Source organism: Alicyclobacillus macrosporangiidus CPP55 (genome assembly GCF_000702485.1).
GTDB classification, from domain to species: domain Bacteria; phylum Bacillota; class Bacilli; order Alicyclobacillales; family Alicyclobacillaceae; genus Alicyclobacillus_H; species Alicyclobacillus_H macrosporangiidus_B.
Map to the genome: position 1 here is coordinate 2,970,069 of NZ_JNIL01000001.1, position 18,595 is coordinate 2,988,663.

General features: G+C 65.1%; 10 protein-coding genes and 3 rRNA genes. All 13 read left to right on the plus strand.

The features are described from left to right. The first annotated feature begins 12 nt into the window (after window positions 1-12). Complete coding sequence (purH, locus tag N687_RS0114825) at window positions 13-1,632, plus strand: bifunctional phosphoribosylaminoimidazolecarboxamide formyltransferase/IMP cyclohydrolase (RefSeq protein WP_029422602.1); 1,620 nt, start codon at window positions 13-15, stop codon at window positions 1,630-1,632. Between the two features lie 12 nt (window positions 1,633-1,644). Beyond that, on the plus strand, window positions 1,645-2,925 hold the full coding sequence (gene purD / locus N687_RS0114830) for a phosphoribosylamine--glycine ligase (protein ID WP_029422603.1): 1,281 nt from the start codon (window positions 1,645-1,647) through the stop codon (window positions 2,923-2,925). A gap of 58 nt (window positions 2,926-2,983) precedes the next feature. Further along, on the plus strand, window positions 2,984-3,988 hold the full coding sequence (locus N687_RS0114835) for an EamA family transporter (RefSeq protein WP_051663297.1): 1,005 nt from the start codon (window positions 2,984-2,986) through the stop codon (window positions 3,986-3,988). A 348-nt stretch (window positions 3,989-4,336) separates the two neighbouring features. Continuing rightward, a 16S ribosomal RNA gene (locus N687_RS0114840) occupies window positions 4,337-5,889 on the plus strand. 146 nt (window positions 5,890-6,035) lie between these two features. Beyond that, window positions 6,036-8,992 (plus strand): 23S ribosomal RNA (locus N687_RS0114845). Window positions 8,993-9,042: 50 nt separating this feature from the next. Beyond that, window positions 9,043-9,159 (plus strand): 5S ribosomal RNA (gene rrf / locus N687_RS0114850). The 16S, 23S and 5S rRNA genes sit together here, the layout of an rRNA operon. Before the next feature lie 926 nt (window positions 9,160-10,085). After that, window positions 10,086-10,853: a DeoR/GlpR family DNA-binding transcription regulator gene (locus N687_RS24490; protein WP_029422605.1), complete on the plus strand. Its 768-nt coding sequence runs from the start codon at window positions 10,086-10,088 to the stop codon at window positions 10,851-10,853. A 14-nt stretch (window positions 10,854-10,867) separates the two neighbouring features. Then, on the plus strand, window positions 10,868-12,289 hold the full coding sequence (locus N687_RS0114860; protein ID WP_156040168.1) for a four-carbon acid sugar kinase family protein: 1,422 nt from the start codon (window positions 10,868-10,870) through the stop codon (window positions 12,287-12,289). An 83-nt stretch (window positions 12,290-12,372) separates the two neighbouring features. Beyond that, the gene (pdxA, locus tag N687_RS0114865; protein ID WP_331280141.1) at window positions 12,373-13,389 is read left to right on the plus strand and encodes a 4-hydroxythreonine-4-phosphate dehydrogenase PdxA; all 1,017 of its coding nucleotides are present in this window, start codon (window positions 12,373-12,375) and stop codon (window positions 13,387-13,389) included. A gap of 24 nt (window positions 13,390-13,413) precedes the next feature. Further along, complete coding sequence (locus tag N687_RS0114870; protein ID WP_029422608.1) at window positions 13,414-14,385, plus strand: 2-keto-3-deoxygluconate permease; 972 nt, start codon at window positions 13,414-13,416, stop codon at window positions 14,383-14,385. 397 nt (window positions 14,386-14,782) lie between these two features. Next, window positions 14,783-15,910 carry a glutamate 5-kinase gene (proB, locus tag N687_RS0114875; protein ID WP_029422609.1) on the plus strand — a complete coding sequence of 376 codons (1,128 nt, stop codon included), beginning with the start codon at window positions 14,783-14,785 and terminating at the stop codon, window positions 15,908-15,910. Window positions 15,911-15,935: 25 nt separating this feature from the next. After that, complete coding sequence (locus N687_RS0114880; protein ID WP_029422610.1) at window positions 15,936-17,219, plus strand: glutamate-5-semialdehyde dehydrogenase; 1,284 nt, start codon at window positions 15,936-15,938, stop codon at window positions 17,217-17,219. A gap of 13 nt (window positions 17,220-17,232) precedes the next feature. Continuing rightward, window positions 17,233-18,357: an o-succinylbenzoate synthase gene (gene menC / locus N687_RS0114885; RefSeq protein ID WP_029422611.1), complete on the plus strand. Its 1,125-nt coding sequence runs from the start codon at window positions 17,233-17,235 to the stop codon at window positions 18,355-18,357. Window positions 18,358-18,595 lie beyond the last annotated feature (238 nt).

Sequence of the window (18,595 nt, forward strand, 5' to 3'; positions counted from 1 at the left end):
GAGACTTCGACCTTGGCCAAGTGGGCGTTGGTGAGCGTATTCGACAAGCGCGGCGTGGTGGCGTTCTGCCGGCAGCTGGTGGCAGCCGGCTACGGCATCCTGTCCACCGGCGGGACCGCCAAGCATTTGCGGGACAACGGGATCGAATGCACGCTGGTGGAAGATTACACAGGCTTCCCGGAGATGATGGACGGGCGCGTCAAAACCCTGCACCCAAAGGTGCACGGCGGGCTGCTCGCACGGCGGGACGATCCGGACCACCGGGCGGCGATGGCGGTGCACGGCATCCACGAGATCGACGTCGTGGTGGTGAACCTGTACCCGTTTGAGCAGACCGTCGCGCGGCCGGAGACGACGTTTGCCGAGGCGGTGGAGATGGTGGACATCGGCGGACCGTCGATGCTGCGTTCGGCGGCGAAGAACCACGCGTTCGTCCTGCCGGTGGTGGACCCGGACGATTACGGCTGGATCGGTGCCCGCTTGGCGGCGGGTGAGGCGATCACGGAGCCGGAGCGCCGGCGCCTGGCGGCCAAGGTGTTCGCGGCGACCTCTGCGTACGACGCGGCCATCGCGGGCTATCTGGCGCAGGCGGACGGTGTGGTTTCCGAGGCCTCCGAGGCGGTTGCGGGCGCGTCAAGGGATGGCTCGGCGGACGGTACCGCCGACGAGACCGGGGCGGCGTGGCCGGAGGTGTACCGGATCGAGTACGTGCACAAACAGAGCCTGCGCTACGGCGAGAATCCGCACCAGGGGGCGCACTTCTACGTCGAGCGCGATCCGCTGCCGAGCACCATCGCCGCGGCCGAGCAGCTGCAGGGCAAGGAGCTGTCGTACAACAACATTCAGGACGCGGACGCGGCGCTGCAAATCCTGCGCGATCTGGACGATCTCGGCCCGGCCGCCGTGGCGGTCAAGCACACCAACCCGTGCGGCGTGGGGCTGGGCGGCACAGTGGAGGAGGCGTTCGCCCGCGCGTACGAATCGGATCCGGTCTCCATCTTCGGCGGCATCCTGGCGTTCAACCGGCCGGTGACGGGGCCGCTGGCGCAGCGGTTGACGGAGATGTTTTTGGAGATCGTGATCGCCCCGTCGTTCACCGAGGAGGCCCTGGCGGCGTTCAAGCGAAAGAAGAACGTGCGGCTGTTGACGGTCGATTTCCGTGCGCCCCTGTGGCGGCCGGGCGACAAGTGGTTCCGGCGCGTCTCGGGGGGACTGCTGGTGCAGGATGTGAACCTCCCGCCGGAGACGGAGTGGCGCGTGGTGACGCGGCGCGAGCCGACGGCCGAGGACCGGCGGGCGCTGGAGTTCGCGTGGCGGGTGGTGCGGCACGTGAAGTCGAATGCCATCGTGATCGCCAATGCACACGGCACCCTCGGCGTGGGCGCGGGGCAGATGAACCGCGTCGGGGCGGCGCGGATCGCCATCGAGCAGGCGGGGGCGCGTGTGGCGGGCAGCGTGCTGGCCTCGGACGCCTTTTTCCCGATGCGAGACACGGTGGACACGGCTGCGGCGGCCGGGGTGCGAGCCATCATCCAGCCGGGGGGATCGATCCGCGATCAGGAGAGCATCGACGCGGCGGACGAGCACGGCATCGCGATGGTGTTCACGGGTCAACGCCATTTCCTGCACTGAGGAGGATGCGGCATGGGTGTGGAGATCCCGATGCGGCCGCGCGTGCTGGTGGTCGGCAACGGCGCGCGCGAGCACGCGCTGCTGTGGAAGTTGGCGCAGAGCCCGTACCGACCGGTGCTGTTCGCGGCGCCGGGCAACGCGGGCACGGAGGGCTGGTGCACTCGCCTGCCGGTGCGTGTGGACGATCCCGCGGCCATCGTGGCGGCCGCACGCGAGCACGGGGTGGACCTGGTCGTCGTCGGCCCGGAGGCGGCGCTCTCGGCAGGGTTGGCGGACGCCTGCATGGAGGCGGGCGTGCGTGTGTTCGGCCCGGTGCGGGCGGCGGCGCAGCTGGAGACGTCGAAGGCGTTCGCGAAGCAGCTGATGCAGGAGGAAGGAGTGCCGACGGCCCGCTTCGCGGTGTTCGAGGACCCGGACGCTGCGCGCGACTACGTCCGGCGGCACGGGGCACCCATCGTCGTGAAGGCGGACGGCCTCGCGGCCGGCAAGGGCGTCGTCGTGGCGCAGACGGTGGACGAGGCCCTGGCCGCCGTGGACGCGATGATGACGGGCGGCCGGTTCGGCGCCGCGGGGCGGCGCGTGGTGCTGGAGCAGCGAATGTCCGGCCGCGAGGTATCGATGATGTTTTTCGTTGACGAAAGCGCCGTCGTGCCGATGCGCCCGGCCCGCGACTACAAGCGGGTGTTCGACGGGGACGAAGGCCCGAACACGGGCGGCATGGGTGCGCTCGCACCGGTGCCCGGGTTTATCGAGGCCGGGATGGTGGAGCGCGTGGAGCGCGAGATCGTCCGTCCGGTGCTGGCAGCCCTGGGGCGGCGCGGACTGACGTACCGCGGCGTGCTTTACGCAGGTCTGATGATGACCGACGAGGGCCCGAAGGTGGTCGAGTTCAATGTCCGCTTCGGCGATCCGGAGACGCAGGTGGTGTTGCCGCTGCTGCAGACGGATCTGCTGGAGATCGCGTGGGCCGTGTCGGAGGACCGGCTGGCGGAGGTGGACGTGCGGTGGTCTTCGGGGGCCGCGGTGTGCGTGGTGCTGGCGGCCGAGGGGTATCCGGAGGCGCCTCGGACAGGAGATCCGATCTCTGTGCTCCGTGTGGAGGACGGCCTGTTGTTCCACGCGGGCACCAGCCGGGTGGACGGGCAGATCGTGACATCGGGCGGCCGCGTATTGTCGGCGGTTGGCTTGGGGCAGGATCTCGGCAGGGCGAGATCGAATGCATACCGGGTGGCGGACGCCGTCGGTTTTCGAGGGAAGCACTGCCGGCGGGACATCGCCCTGTTGAACCTCTGAGGCCGGGCTCGGCGGAGGGCCCGGCCTCAGCGTCGGATATGGAGGCTCGGTCCAGCGAATGAGACAGTTGGGTCCTCGGCGCGCATCGCTCTGGTATGCGGGATTGGTCTTGCTCGGCGGCGGCAGTTATGGCCTGGTCTCGCCGATTATCAAACTCTCCATCGATCACGGTTTCGACGTCGAGGACGTCACGGATGGCCAGTATCTGGCGGCGGTGGTGGTCCTGTGGGCGATCCGCCTCATCACATGGGCTTTCGCTCGCCTGCGGGGCGGCGAGCGCGGGGATGTGCCACAAATCGGTACGACAACGGCCGCGACGCGTGCGGGGTGGCGGGACCGCCGGGGGTGGCGGGACCGCCGGCAGCTGCTCTTGATGGCGGCCATCGGTGTATGCAGCGCGGTCACGAGCTTCGCGTACTACAAGTCCCTGTCGGTGCTCCCAGCATCCCTTGGTATCGTGCTGCTGTTTCAGTTTTCCTGGATGGTGATGGGGATCGACATCCTTGTGACGCGGCGGGTGCCGAGTGTGGAGAAGTGGTTGGGGGCCCTGTGCATTTTCGTCGGGACGGTGCTGGCGGTGGGGTTGATCGGCCAGCCCGTGGGATCGTTCCCGGCGTGGGCCGTGGCCCTTGGTTTGTTGGCCGCCCTGTCGTACGCGTTGACGCTGTATCTTTCCGGTTTCCTGAGCGATGAGATATCCCCTTTGACCCGTTCGGCGATCACGGTGACGGCGGCCACCTTCGTCATCTTCCTGTTGATCCCGCCGCGGCTCCTGATCGACGGTGCGCTCTGGCACGGGCTGTGGTTCTGGGCGGTGCTGGTCTCCCTGTTCGGCCAGACGCTGCCCATGCTGCTGATGTTGAAAGCCATCCCGCACACGGGCGGCAGAATGGCGGGGGTGCTCGGGTCCATCGAGCTGCCGGTGGCGGTGTTCGCGTCGTGGCTGATCCTCGGTGAATACGTGGCGTGGCTGCGTTGGGGCGGGGTATTGCTGATCCTCGCGGGCATCGTGGTCAGCGAGGTGCAGATTCACCGATCGTCAAACAGGAAATTCCATCTATAAAGGCATTGATCTCATTCGTGAGCCGTGGTATATTACTCGACGTCGCTGCTGCGACGGCTGTGGCGTCGGCACCGTTGCTGGCGGCATGGCTGCGACGGCCACGGCGCCGGTCAGGCGATCGGGTGCCGGGCAGCGGAGCCATCCAGAGGGGATCATGCGAGTGGAAGCCTTCCAGAGAAGGCTGCCCAAGCGGAGGTCCTCCAAAAACCCCCACTTCCCATCGAGGATGCGGTGTGGTAAGATGGATGGCGCCGTTGAGAGCGGCGAAGTGAGAAAGCGACTGGTTCCTTGAAAACTGAACACGCCATGAGAGCGAACGTACGAAGTGATTCGCGAGAATCACAGGATAGGTTTGAGAGTTTGATCCTGGCTCAGGACGAACGCTGGCGGCGTGCCTAATACATGCAAGTCGAGCGGGTTTCAAGGGGCTTGCCTCTTGGAGCCAGCGGCGGACGGGTGAGTAACACGTGGGCAATCTGCCTGTCAGACCGGAATAACGCCTGGAAACGGGTGCTAATGCCGGATAGAGCAATGGGCAGGCATCTGCCTGTTGGGAAAGGCGCAAGAGCGCTGCTGACAGAGGAGCCCGCGGCGCATTAGCTAGTTGGCGGGGTAACGGCCCACCAAGGCGACGATGCGTAGCCGACCTGAGAGGGTGACCGGCCACACTGGGACTGAGACACGGCCCAGACTCCTACGGGAGGCAGCAGTAGGGAATCTTCCGCAATGGGCGCAAGCCTGACGGAGCAACGCCGCGTGAGCGAAGAAGGCCTTCGGGTTGTAAAGCTCAGTCACCCGGGAAGAGCGACCTGCGGAGTGGAAAGCCGCAGGGGAGACGGTACCGGGAGAGGAAGCCCCGGCAAACTACGTGCCAGCAGCCGCGGTAATACGTAGGGGGCGAGCGTTGTCCGGAATCACTGGGCGTAAAGCGTGCGTAGGCGGTCAAGCAAGTCCGAGGTGAAAGACCGAGGCTCAACCTCGGGGTGGCCTTGGAAACTGTTTGACTTGAGTGCTGGAGAGGCAAGGGGAATTCCACGTGTAGCGGTGAAATGCGTAGATATGTGGAGGAATACCAGTGGCGAAGGCGCCTTGCTGGACAGTGACTGACGCTGAGGCACGAAAGCGTGGGGAGCAAACAGGATTAGATACCCTGGTAGTCCACGCCGTAAACGATGAGTGCTAGGTGTTGGGGGGGTTACCCTTCAGTGCCGAAGGAAACCCAATAAGCACTCCGCCTGGGGAGTACGGTCGCAAGACTGAAACTCAAAGGAATTGACGGGGGCCCGCACAAGCAGTGGAGCATGTGGTTTAATTCGAAGCAACGCGAAGAACCTTACCAGGGCTTGACATCCCCCTGACAGCGCTAGAGATAGCGTTTCCCTTCGGGGCAGGGGAGACAGGTGGTGCATGGTTGTCGTCAGCTCGTGTCGTGAGATGTTGGGTTAAGTCCCGCAACGAGCGCAACCCTTGACCTGTGTTACCAGCGCGTAAAGGCGGGGACTCACAGGTGACTGCCGGCGTAAGTCGGAGGAAGGTGGGGATGACGTCAAATCATCATGCCCTTTATGTCCTGGGCTACACACGTGCTACAATGGGCGGTACAACGGGAGGCGAGGCCGCGAGGCGGAGCAAAACCCTGAAAGCCGCCCCCAGTTCGGATTGCAGGCTGCAACTCGCCTGCATGAAGCCGGAATTGCTAGTAATCGCGGATCAGCATGCCGCGGTGAATACGTTCCCGGGCCTTGTACACACCGCCCGTCACACCACGAGAGTCGGCAACACCCGAAGTCGGTGAGGTAACCCTCGCAAGAGGGAGCCAGCCGCCGAAGGTGGGGCTGATGATTGGGGTGAAGTCGTAACAAGGTAGCCGTATCGGAAGGTGCGGCTGGATCACCTCCTTTCTACGGAGCAAGGAGCTCTCAGGCGTGTTCGGTTTTGAGGGGGCGAGACCCGTGGGAGACCATGGGGGTAGCTTTCTCGATGTACCTTGGAAACTGGATACCGAGAGACGCTTCTGACGTGGAAACGTCAGGGGTGACCTGCGACAGGTGAAGATAGGAAGGGCGCACGGTGGATGCCTAGGCGCCAGGAGCCGATGAAGGACGGGGCGAACGCCGATACGCCACGGGGAGCTGTAAGCGAGCGTCGATCCGTGGATGTCCGAATGGGGGAACCCACCGGCCGTCATGGGCCGGTACCTTGCACTGAATGCATAGGTGCAAGGGGGCAACCGGGGGAACTGAAACATCTCAGTACCCCGAGGAGAAGAAAACAAGCGTGATTCCGCAAGTAGTGGCGAGCGAACGCGGAGGAGCCCAAACCAGCGCGGTGTGAGAGGTTGCAGCCGTTGCCGCGTTGGGGTAGCGGGGCATACAGGCAAGCCGCTGCAACGGCTTGACGGAGTGAGAAACTGCATGGGTAGCCGAACGGCATGGGAAGGCCGGTCGTAGAGGGTGAGAACCCCGTAGGCGAAACCGATGCAGCTCCGGAGTATGACCCCAAGTACCGCGGGACACGAGGAACCCCGTGGGAATCCGGGAGGACCACCTTCCAAGGCTAAATACTCCCTGGCGACCGATAGTGGAGAGTACCGTGAGGGAAAGGTGAAAAGTACCGCGGGAGCGGAGTGAAAGAGAACCTGAAACCGTGTGCCTACAATCAGTCGGAGCACGCGTTGGCGTGTGACGGCGTGCCTTTTGTAGAATGAACCGGCGAGTGATGTTAGCGGGCGAGGTTAAGGCGAAAAGCCGGAGCCGAAGCGAAAGCGAGTCTGAAAAGGGCGCAAGTCCGCTGACATGGACCCGAAACCGGGTGATCTACCCCTGGCCAGGGTGAAGTGCGGGTAACACCGCATGGAGGCCCGAACCCACCGGCGTTGAAAAGCCGGGGGATGAGCTGGGGGTAGGGGAGAAATTCCAATCGAACTCGGAGATAGCTGGTTCTCCCCGAAATAGCTTTAGGGCTAGCGTCAAGTGGACAGAGGCGGAGGTAGAGCACTGATTGGGTGCGGGGCCCGGCCAGGGTTACCAAGCTCAGTCAAACTCCGAATGCCGCTTTGTGGGTGCTTGGCAGTCAGACTACGAGTGCTAAGATCCGTGGTCGAGAGGGGAACAGCCCAGACCAACAGCTAAGGTCCCGAAGTGCCAGTTGAGTGGGGAACGATGTGGCGGTGCACAGACAACCAGGATGTTGGCTTAGAAGCAGCCATCATTTAAAGAGTGCGTAATAGCTCACTGGTCGAGTGTCGCTGCGCGGAAAATGTAACGGGGCTAAACTGGCCACCGAAGCTTTGGATACGGAGACGTATGGTAGGGGAGCGTTCCGCTTGCGGGGAAGGTGAGCTGTGAGGCGAGCTGGAGCGAGCGGAAGAGAGAATGCCGGTATAAGTAGCGAAAAGACAGGTGAGAATCCTGTCCGCCGAAAGCCCAAGGGTTCCTGGGGAAGGATCGTCCGCCCAGGGTAAGTCGGGACCTAAGGCGAGGCCGAAAGGCGTAGTCGAAGGAGAACTGGTGGAAATTCCAGTACCACCTTGGCACGCTTGAGCGAAGGGGTGACGCAGGAGGCTCAGGGGAGCGGCCGGATGGAAGAGGCCGTCCAAGCAGCAAGCGGGGTGTGCAGGCAAATCCGCACACTGGTAACCGTGAGCTGTGATGGGGAGGGAAGGAAAGTACCGAAGCCCTGGGAGTCACACTGCCGAGAAAAGCCTCTAGCGAGTGACAAGGTGCCCGTACCGGAAACCGACACAGGTGGGCGCGTGGAGAACACGGAGGCGCGCGGGAGAACTCTCGTTAAGGAACTCGGCAAAATGGCCCCGTAACTTCGGGAGAAGGGGCGCTCTGTGAGAGCAGAGCCGCAGTGAAAAGGCCCAAGCGACTGTTTAGCAAAAACACAGGTCTCTGCGAAGCCGAAAGGCGACGTATAGGGGCTGACGCCTGCCCGGTGCTGGAAGGTTAAGAGGAGGGCTTAGGGAGAGATCCCGAAGGTCCGAATTGAAGCCCCAGTAAACGGCGGCCGTAACTATAACGGTCCTAAGGTAGCGAAATTCCTTGTCGGGTAAGTTCCGACCCGCACGAATGGCGTAACGACTTGGGCGCTGTCTCAACGAGAGACCCGGTGAAATTGTAATACCTGTGAAGATGCAGGTTACCCGCGGCTAGACGGAAAGACCCCGTGGAGCTTTACTGCAGCTTGATATTGGAGATGGGTATGTCATGTACAGGATAGGTGGGAGGCAGAGAAGTGTGGGCGCCAGCCTGCATGGAGCCGGCGTTGGGATACCACCCTTGAGATACCTGTTTTCTAACCTGATACCGTGGAGCCGGTATGGGGACAGTGTCAGGCGGGCAGTTTGACTGGGGCGGTCGCCTCCTAAAGGGTAACGGAGGCGCCCAAAGGTTCCCTCAGCGCGGATGGAAATCGCGCGGAGAGTGTAAAGGCAGAAGGGAGCTTGACTGCGAGACGGACAGGTCGAGCAGGGACGAAAGTCGGGCTTAGTGACCCGGTGGTTCTGAGTGGAAGGGCCATCGCTCAACGGATAAAAGCTACCCCGGGGATAACAGGCTGATCTCCCCCAAGAGTCCACATCGACGGGGAGGTTTGGCACCTCGATGTCGGCTCATCGCATCCTGGGGCTGAAGTCGGTCCCAAGGGTTGGGCTGTTCGCCCATTAAAGCGGTACGCGAGCTGGGTTCAGAACGTCGTGAGACAGTTCGGTCCCTATCTGCCGCGGGCGCAGGATACGTGAGAGGGGTCGTCCTTAGTACGAGAGGACCGGGACGAACCGACCGCTGGTGTCCCAGTTGTTCCGCCAGGAGCACCGCTGGGTAGCCAAGTCGGGGAAGGATAAGCGCTGAAAGCATCTAAGCGCGAAGCCAGCCTCAAGATAACGTATCCCATCCCGAAAGGGAGTAAGACCCCTTGAAGAAGACGAGGTAGATCGGTCCGGTGTGGAAGCGTGGTGACACGTGGAGCAGACGGATACGAATCGGTCGAGGGCTTCACCAGAAGCAGGGAAACTCGGTATCTGGTTTCGAGGGTGCAAGGACACCCTAAAGTCTGGTGGTCATAGCGGAGGGGAAACACGCGTACCCATCCCGAACACGACCGTTAAGCCCTCCAGCGCCGATGATACTCGGGGCGGGAGCCCCTGGGAAAGTAGGACGCCGCCAGGCGAGAGAGAAGGCCCGGCCAGCACGGAAGGTGCAGGCCGGGCCTATTGCTGTGTGGCGTGCGGCAGGCGTTGGCTTGTCATGGGCTTGTCGGGATTGATGCGCAGCGCGGTCGCGAATGGATGCAACCTCGGCCGAGGCGGATGGCGGCTGGTCTGTGTTAACGTGAGGGCTCAGACGGGCGCGATGTCAGTCGGGACGGCTCAGCGGGGGAGAATGGGTGGGAATGGGGGATGAATGGGGTGTCAATGGGGGGCGAATGGGTGGTGCATGGGTTGGACGTGGCGCCGAGACGGTCCATTCGGTGAGCTGTAACAAACGAATTGCACTTATGGCACCAGAGGCTGGAATGGATACCAACGGTTTTGCATTTATCCTCAGACCTCTGGGCTGTGATAGTGACTGTTTTGCATGTAAGCGGGCGGACGGGGAGCCGGGCCGGAGCGGATAATGTAACGAAACCACCTTATGGTGTCGGCGGGGGTCCGAGTTAAATTCGAAACGTCCACAATCGTGCCGGGTCCCCAGAGGATTAAGGTGGATATCGTTTTTACCGACCAACCCGGGTCATGCCCCTTGAGACACAGGAGAAACCCGAGACACCCAGGTACCGACCGGTGCTGTCTGCGCACCGCGCCGTGAACCCACCGCTCCATCCATCCGTCGCCCGTGTACATGTGCCGCCCCGCCGTCCCCCCATCCATCTGTCCACCTATGCCACCGCCCATCCTCAATCCACCGACTTCAAGCGCATCTCCATCTCACAAGCGGGCTCAGTAGGGCAGCGTCCTCAGCAGGGCCGCGTCGCCTCTCATGTCGCCTCTCACGTCGCCCCTTCAAACGGATTGACAAAGCGGTTTCATTGTAGTATTCCTAACAGAGAATACGTTTTCCGAAAACGAATTCTGTCTGCATGGGAGGTGATGAGCATGGTTACGATAAAGGACGTTGCGGCAAGGGCGGGCGTCTCCCCAGCGACCGTATCGCGGGTGTTGAACGGGGTGCCGACGGTCGACGTGGAGATCGCAGCTCGCGTGCGCCAGGCGGCCAGTGAGCTGGACTACCATCCCAATCAGGCGGGGCGGAATCTGCGGATGCGGATTGACAGCACCTTCGGTCCCGAGTTCGCAGTGCGCTCTCGAGAGCACCTCGCGGCGAAGCGTAAGATCGCGGAGCGGGCAGCGTCGTTCGTATCCACCAACGACACCGTCGGACTCGATTCCGGATCCACCGTCTCGATGATGTGCCCGTATCTGCCTTCCGGCGTATTGATTTACACCAACTCGCTGGCGGTGTTGCAACCGGCGGCTCGCCGGGGGATCACGGTGAACCTCGCACCTGGGCGCTATGTGCCCGAGATGGCCGCCGTGTTCGGAAGTGACACGGACGCTTATTTTCGCCAGCGGCGGCTCCAGCGATATTTTCTGTCTTCTGCGAAAGTGGATGTGCGCCGCGGGTTGTACAATTTTAATCCGCTCACCACAACCGTGAAATTGGCCGCGATGGAGCGGGCCGACATGTCCATTCTCTTGGTCCACCACGAGAAATTCTGCGACGCCGGCCTGGATGCGTATGCCCCATTGACGCGCGTGAACCTGCTCATCACCGACTATATCCCGGCGCCGTATCGGGATGTGGTGCTCGCCAGCGGGGTTCCCGTTATCGAGGTACAGCCACAAGCCGGAGACGGCGCGTGAAAGGCGGCTTTTTGATGCGCTTCAGTCATCCCACGGACAGCGTGACGGCGGAAGGTCCGCGTCCGCTGGACACAGACAAAGACCTCATCCCTGGCGTCTGCATTCTCGCGGACGATCTCACTGGCGCCGCAGACGCCGCAAATTATTTCCGGACCGGATTGTACCGGGTCCGGGTGAGCCTGAACCCAGACGCCCCCTGGGATCCCGCACTGGGCCCGCACGTCGTCCAGGTGGCCGATACCGAATCTCGCGCCGCGGATCCCGAAGAGGCACGGCGGCGGGTGGCGCGGGCGGCAGGCGGATTGAAAGATCTGGGCACCCGTCTGGGCACCGCGGGGGCCGGAGGTGTGCACGTGTACAAGAAGGTGGACTCTACGCTTCGGGGACACCTGGGGATCGAGCTGGAAGCGGCTCTGGAGGCACTCGGTCGGCGGTTCGCCGTGGTGGCCCCATCGTTCCCCGCCAACGGCCGGCAGGTCGTCGGTGGCCGTCTGTCCGTGCATGGGACCCCCGTCCACCAGACCGCGTTTGCGCAGGACCCTCGAAACCCCATTGTGTCGGACCGGGTGGCCGACGTGATCGCCCAAGGGACTCAGCTCCCTGTCGAGGAACTTCCCCTGTCCGTCGTCCGATCAGGGCCGGCGGCCGCCGCCTCCTGGTTGGACGCGCTCGGCACAGGCACGCGTGCCGTGGTCGTCGACGCCGAATCGGAGGACGATCTCGCGGTCATCGCGGACGCGTTTGCGGGGCGGGAGGACGTGCTCCTGTGCGGATCCGCCGGTTTGGCGAAGCAACTGCCGCGGCACTGGCTGGCGAAGCCCGGAGCGGGAACAGACGGGAGCGCGGACCGGAACGTGCGGGACGACGCGGCCGGTCCGGGACAGGGGCACGACCCGTGCGATCGGGTGCTGGTGCTGGTGGGCAGCGCCAATCCGGCGGCACACCGGCAGCTCGAGGTCCTGGCCCAGCGGGCTGGCATCCGAGTGACGGAGCTCGACCCCGTACAGCTCGCCGATCCCCGGACGGCAGCGGAAGAACTCGCCCGGGCGACGCAGGAGCTGGTCCACTCCATCGCGGCGCACGAACGCCAGCATTCCCCGGGCCGCGTGATGGCCGCGGCTGCATTGGGCACGCGCCGTCCGACAGGTGCGGCCGGACACCGGTTCGAGGACGATCTCGCTGCCGCCGCGAAGGCTTGGTTTGAGCGCGCGGCCGGACAGGCCATCGGCTTCGTCGCCACCGGCGGCGACACCGCTCTCGCCCTGTGCCGGGCCATCGGCGTACACGCCATCTGGCCCGAGGGGGAGGTGGCCCCCGGGATCCCGTGGAACACCATCGAGACTCCGCACGGGCGTGCCTTGTTGGTCACCAAGGCCGGCGGATTTGGGGCGGAGGACGCGTTGTGGCGAGCGGTGCAACTCTTGACCCGCTCTTGACCCGCGTCTGGCGGTGAACGGTCGCAGGGCGGAAACGTGGGTACCGAAACAGGACATCATACTGATTGTGGAGTTGACGGATTGTGAGCAAACCGATTGTGGCAGTGACCATGGGCGATCCCGCCGGCATCGGGCCCGAGATCACGCTGCTGGCGGTGCAGGCGTCCGAGGTGCGGGACCGGGTGAAGTCGGTGGTGATCGGGGATCTGGAACGCCTCCGGGAGGCATCGCGCATCCTCGCATCCGCCGGCCGTTGGCAGGGAGCGGTGCCCGAGCTGCGGGCCATCGAGCGGGTGGAGGAGGCCAGGTTCGAAGACGGGGTCATCGATGTGCTCGACTTGCACAACGTGCCCGCGGGGCTGCCCTGGGGTCAGGTCACTCGCGAGGCCGGCCGGGCCGCCTTTGAGTACGTGGCGAAGGCGGTCGATCTCGCGGTCCATCGCACGGCGGACGCCATCGCCACCGCACCCATCAACAAGGAAGCGTGGAAACTCGCCGGGGTCAAGTATCCTGGACACACCGAGGCGTTGGCGGAGCTGTCAGGTTCGCCGAGCTCCGCGATGATGCTCGTCAACGGCCGGCTGCGCGTCGTACACGTGACCACCCACGTCAGCCTGCGGCAGGCCATCGAACTCGCGACGACGGAACGGGTGCTTGAGCGCATCCGGTTGACGCACCGTTCGCTGGAGCAGTTTGGCCTGCGCAATCCGCGGATCGCCGTCGCCGGACTGAATCCGCACGCGGGCGAAGGGGGGCTGTTCGGCGACGAGGACGAACGCCAGATCCGTCCCGCGGTGGAGCAGGCCCGGGCGGAAGGCGTGGATTGCACGGGCCCGCTGCCGCCCGACTCGGTCTATGCCAGGGCGGCAGGGGGTGAGTTTGACGCCGTGATCGCCATGTATCACGACCAGGGCCACATCGCCATCAAGATGCTCGGCTTCGACACGGGCATCAACGTGACGCTCGGGCTTCCGATTCTGCGCACTTCGGTCGATCACGGCACTGCCTTTGACATCGCTGGCAAAGGCGTTGCGAGAGAGAAGAGCATGATCGCTTCCATTCTGGTCGCGGCCGATTTCTTGTCGGGGGACGCGTCCTAACACAACAGCACAGGAGGAGACCGTATGAAACGCGCCATCGACAGAATTCCCGGCGGGATGATGATCATCCCGCTGCTCATCGGGGCCGTACTTCGCACTTTGTTCCCGCATCTTCCGGACGATCCGGTGTTCAAGAGCTCGTTCACGGGCGGCCTGTTCACCGGCGCCTCGGCCCTGTTGGCCGCCTTTTACATCTGCTTGGGCAGCACCATTCAGTTGCGCGAGACCGGTTACATCTTGCGCAAGGGCGTCGCGCTCTGGGCTGGCAAGGTCGTGACCGCTGCCATCATCGGTTTTCTCATCAAGTGGCTGGCGCCGGACCAGAACCACCTGGTGCTGGGCCTCTCCGCCCTCGCCATCGTGGCCGCCTTCTCCGATACCAACGGCGGTCTTTACATGGCCCTGATGGGGCAGCTGGGCAAGCGGCGGGAGGACGTGGCCGCCTACTCCATCATGTCCTTAGAGTCGGGGCCGTTCTTCACCATGCTGATCCTCGGGGTCACCGGACTGGCGTCCTTCCCGCTCCTGGCCTTCGTGTACGCCATCCTGCCGCTGATCATCGGCATGGTGCTCGGCAATCTGGACGACGAGATGCGCAAGTTCCTGAGCAAGGCCCAGGATGTGCTCATTCCGATGTTCGCTCTGGCCCTCGGCTTTGGCATTAACCTCGCGAACGTGCTCAAGGCCGGCCTGTCCGGCATCGTGCTCGGCCTGCTGGTCGTCGTGGTGACCGGCGCGGTATTGGTGTTGCTCGATCGCCTCACGGGCGGCAACGGCTTGGCGGGCATCGCCGCGGCCTCTACCGCAGGCAACGCCGCGGCCGTTCCGATGGCGGTGGCCGCCGCGTACGCCGGGTACAAGGGGGTGGCCGCGACCGCCACGGTGCAGGTCGCCGCGTCCGTGATCGTCACCGCCATCCTGGTGCCCATCCTCACCGCGTGGTACGCGCGGCGGGTGGACAGGCGGATCGATCCGCGCCACTCCTCGGCCGCCTGACGCGGGAAAGGGTGGCACACCCGCTCATGAGGCGGGGACTTACCCGTTGACACCCGGTTAGGGTGAGGGTATATCTACGGTATAGGAACAATCGGCCTGGCGGCAGCCGGGTGCATACGGGCGATGACAGATCCAGTAGGTCCGTGGCGCCGACAGAGAGCGCGGGTGGTGCGCTGAGAGCCCGCGCGGGAATGTGCGGATCGAAACCGAGTCTGGAGCTTTCCGTGATGAAGCGGAACGGGTGCCGGCCGTTACAGCGGCGAGAGCGGGTGCCCCGCGCCCATGCCGTGGCGCGGTCCGGCACCAAGGAAGGTGGTACCGCGAGCCCTTTCGCCCTTCTGGCGAAAGGGCTTTTCCGTTGGTGGCCGCCAGGTCCGCGGGACGGAGGGGGGAAGTTATGCGCGCGGCGAAGATGGTGGTGAAGATCGGATCGAGCAGCCTCACCGACGCCTCTGGAAAGGTCGACGAGCATCAATTGGCGCGACTGGTCGGCCAGGTGCACCGCGTCCGGGAGGCGGGATGGCAGGTGGTCCTCGTCTCCTCCGGAGCGGTGGCGGCCGGGGTGGGGCGGCTGGGCTGGCGGCGGGCGCATCTGACGATGCCGGAGAAGCAGGCTGCAGCCGCCGTCGGCCAGGGGCTGCTCATCGGGATGTACGAGACCCTGTTCGCCCGCTTCGGTGTCCCGGTCGGCCAGGTGCTGTTGAGCCGCGCCGACATTCAGTCGCGCCGGCGCTTCATCCACATCCGCAACACGCTGACCACCCTGCTCGCACGGGGCGTCGTGCCCGTCGTGAACGAGAACGACACCGTCGCCGTGGAGGAGATCCGCTTCGGCGATAACGACACCCTGGCCGCCCTGGTGGCGCTGGTGGTGGAGGCGGACCGGCTGGTGCTGCTGACGGATACCGACGGGTTGTACACCGCTGATCCGCGGAGGCATGCGGATGCGCAGCGGATCGATCACGTTCGCGAATGGACCCCCGACCTGGAGCGGATGGCGGGCGGCAGCGGCAGCGCCGTCGGGACCGGCGGCATGCGCACGAAGCTCGCCGCGGCGCGCATCGCCGTGGAGGCGGGCATCCCGACCCTGGTGGCGGCCAGCGGCGAGGAAGACGTCCTGGTGCGTGCGGCGCGCGGGGAATCGGTCGGGACCTGGTTTGACCCGCAACCCCCGCGCCTGCCGGCGAAAAAGCTCTGGATGGCGCACGGGACGAAGGTCGAAGGGGCGCTGGTCCTCGACGACGGGGCCGTTCGCGCGATCACCGAACAGGCGGCGAGCCTCCTGTTCCCCGGCGTGGCCGCCGTGGAAGGGGAGTTCCGCGAAGGTGCGGTCGTCGCGTGCAAGACGATGGACGGGCGCGTGATCGCCAAGGGTATGGTGCACCTGTCGTCCGGGGATCTGCGGGTCCTCCTGGAACGGCGTGCGGCCGGCCGGATGGTGCATGTGGACCATGAGGTGGTGCACCGCGACCAGCTGGTGTTGACGGATGCGGAGGCGGTGGCGAAGGCCACCACGGGACACTGACAAAGGAGGGGGATGGGTCGTGGCGCTGTCGGCGGAACAGGTTGAGGTGATTCTCAATCAGGCTCGCGCGGCCAAGGCGGCGAGCTGGGCGCTGGCCGTTTTGGGATCGGATCGGCGCAACGAGGCGCTGCGCGCGATCATGGACGCGCTGTGGGCGGATCGGGAAGCGATTCTCGCGGCCAACGCGGAAGACGTGGCGAGTGCGCGGGCGGCGGGTGAGGCAGCGAGCCGGGTGGATCGGCTGATCCTCAACGAGCGGCGGATGGAGCAGATCATGGAGTCGCTTCGGCAGGTGGTCGAGCTGCCCGATCCGGTGGGCACCGTGGACGCGGCCTGGACGCGGCCCAACGGCCTGCGGATCGAGCGGATGCGGGTGCCATTCGGCGTCATTGCCATCATCTACGAGTCGCGCCCGAACGTGACGGTCGACGCGGCGGCGCTCGCCCTGAAGACGGGCAACGCGGTGGTGCTTCGCGGCGGGAAGGAGGCCCTGCGTTCGAACGCCGCCCTGGTGACGGCCATGCGGGTGGGCCTCGCGCGGGCGGGCTTGCCGGAGGAGGCGGTGCAACTGGTGACCTGCACCGACCGGGATTCCGTGGACGTGGTCATCCGCGCCAAGGGTCTGGTCGATCTCGCCATCCCCCGCGGCGGCGCCGGTCTCATCGCGCGCGTGGTGGAGCGGGCGCTGGTCCCGGTGATCGAGACGGGTGTCGGCAACTGCCATGTGTACGTAGACCGCGCGGCTGACCTGGAGATGGCGGAGGCGATCGTGGTCAACGCGAAGGTACAGCGTCCCTCGGTGTGCAACGCGGCCGAGACCCTGCTCGTGCACCAGGCGGTGGCGGAGGCATTCTTGCCGCGCGTGGCGCGGGCGCTGGCCGCACGGGGCGTCGAGATCCGGGCGTGCCCGAGGACGCTCGCGGTGCTCGGGGCCGCGGGCGGCGGGATCGAACGCGTCGTTCCGGCCGCAGAGGCGGATTGGGATACGGAGTACCTGGACCTCATCCTGGCGGTGCGCGTGGTGGACAGCCTCGACGAGGCCATCGCTCACATCGAGCGCCACGGCACGCGCCACTCGGAGGCGATCGTGACGGAGGATCAGACGGCTGCGGAGGCGTTCTTGGCAAAGGTGGACGCGGCGGCTGTGTACCACAACGCGTCGACGCGCTTCACGGACGGGTTTGAGTTCGGCTTCGGGGCGGAGATGGGCATCTCCACGCAGAAACTGCACGCGCGCGGGCCGATGGGCCTACCGGAGCTGACGACGTACAAGTACGTGGTGCGCGGGACGGGACAGGTGCGGGGTTGAAGGAGGGAACGAGATGAAATTGGAATCGGTGCGGCTGCGCTGGCTGAAGATGCGGATGCGCGAGCCGTTCGAGACGTCCTTCGGGCGCGAGCAGGATAAGGACGTCGTGGTGGTGGAGGTCCGGTCGCGCGAGGGTGCCGTGGGTTTCGCCGAGTGCGTGGCGATGTCGGACCCGCTCTACAACGAGGAGACGGCCGACACGGCCTGGCTGATGCTGAAAAAGTACTTCGTGCCGCGGGTGCTCGCGCTGTCCTTCGACTCCCTGGATGACGTCCGGGGGGTCAGCCGGGCGCTCGCGCCGTTCAAGGGGAACCGGATGGCGAAGGCGGCCATCGAAATGGCGGTGTGGGACTGTTGGGCCAACGAGACCGGGCAGCCGCTGCCAGGTCTCCTCGGCGGCGTGCGCGACGAGATCACGGTCGGGATCAGCGTGGGCATCCAGCCCGACATCCCGACCCTGTTGAACAAGATTGAAGGGTACGTGGCGCAGGGGTTCGCGCGCGTCAAGGTCAAGGTCAAGCCCGGCTGGGACCTGGAGCCGCTGGCGGCCATTCGGCGGGCCTTCCCGGATCTGCCGTTGATGGCCGACGCGAACAGCGCCTACCGCCTGGCGGACGCGGACCACCTGCGCCGCTTCGACGAGTTCGGCCTGACCATGGTGGAGCAGCCGCTCGCGCACGACGACATCTTCGATCACGCCGCTCTCCAACGCCAACTGCAGACGCCCATCTGCCTGGACGAGAGCATCCACACCGCGGAGGACGCGCGCAAGGCCATTGAGGCGGGCGCCTGCCGCGTGATCAACATCAAGGTCGGCCGTGTCGGCGGCTTCGCGGAGGCCGTCGCCATCCACGACGTGGCCCGGGCGCACGGTGTCCCGGTGTGGTGCGGTGGCATGCTCGAGACGGGCATCGGGCGCCTGCACAACATCGTTCTGACAGCACTCCCCGGTTTCACCCTGCCGGGGGATACGGCGCCGAGCGCTCGCTACTTCGACGAGGATGTCATCGATCCGCCGGTCGAATTCCTCCGCCCGGGGGTTCTTGCGGTCCCGCCCTTGGCCGGGGTGGCGGCGCGGGTTCGGCGGGATCGACTGGCGAAGTGGTCGGAGGCGGAAGAGGAGATACGCAGAGATTGAGCGAGCTTGAGGGAGAGAGACGGAGATAGAGCAGGTCGCCGTGCGGTGCGGTTCGAGGGCCGCCTGAATCCTCTCCGGGCAGCGGCTACTGGCTGTGGTCAATCTGGTAAAAATATGCGAAGATCAGCGTGACGGCGCGGCAGGGAAGGGCTTCGTGGCCGGGCAGAATTCCTCGGTCAGGCTCCGGAAAACGATCGGCGTGACCGGTGTCAGGCCGGCCGGGCCGCGCTGGATTCCA

Bases quoted from the DNA above. Each gene is read 5' to 3' on its own strand.
- purD (WP_029422603.1), top strand. From the start codon at position 1,645: ATGGGTGTGGAGATCCCGATGCGGCCGCGCGTGCTGGTGGTCGGCAAC.
- N687_RS0114835 (WP_051663297.1), top strand. From the start codon at position 2,984: ATGAGACAGTTGGGTCCTCGGCGCGCATCGCTCTGGTATGCGGGATTG.
- proB (WP_029422609.1), top strand. From the start codon at position 14,783: ATGCGCGCGGCGAAGATGGTGGTGAAGATCGGATCGAGCAGCCTCACC.
- menC (WP_029422611.1), top strand. From the start codon at position 17,233: ATGAAATTGGAATCGGTGCGGCTGCGCTGGCTGAAGATGCGGATGCGC.
- N687_RS24490 (WP_029422605.1), top strand. From the start codon at position 10,086: ATGGTTACGATAAAGGACGTTGCGGCAAGGGCGGGCGTCTCCCCAGCG.
- N687_RS0114870 (WP_029422608.1), top strand. From the start codon at position 13,414: ATGAAACGCGCCATCGACAGAATTCCCGGCGGGATGATGATCATCCCG.
- N687_RS0114860 (WP_156040168.1), top strand. From the start codon at position 10,868: ATGCGCTTCAGTCATCCCACGGACAGCGTGACGGCGGAAGGTCCGCGT.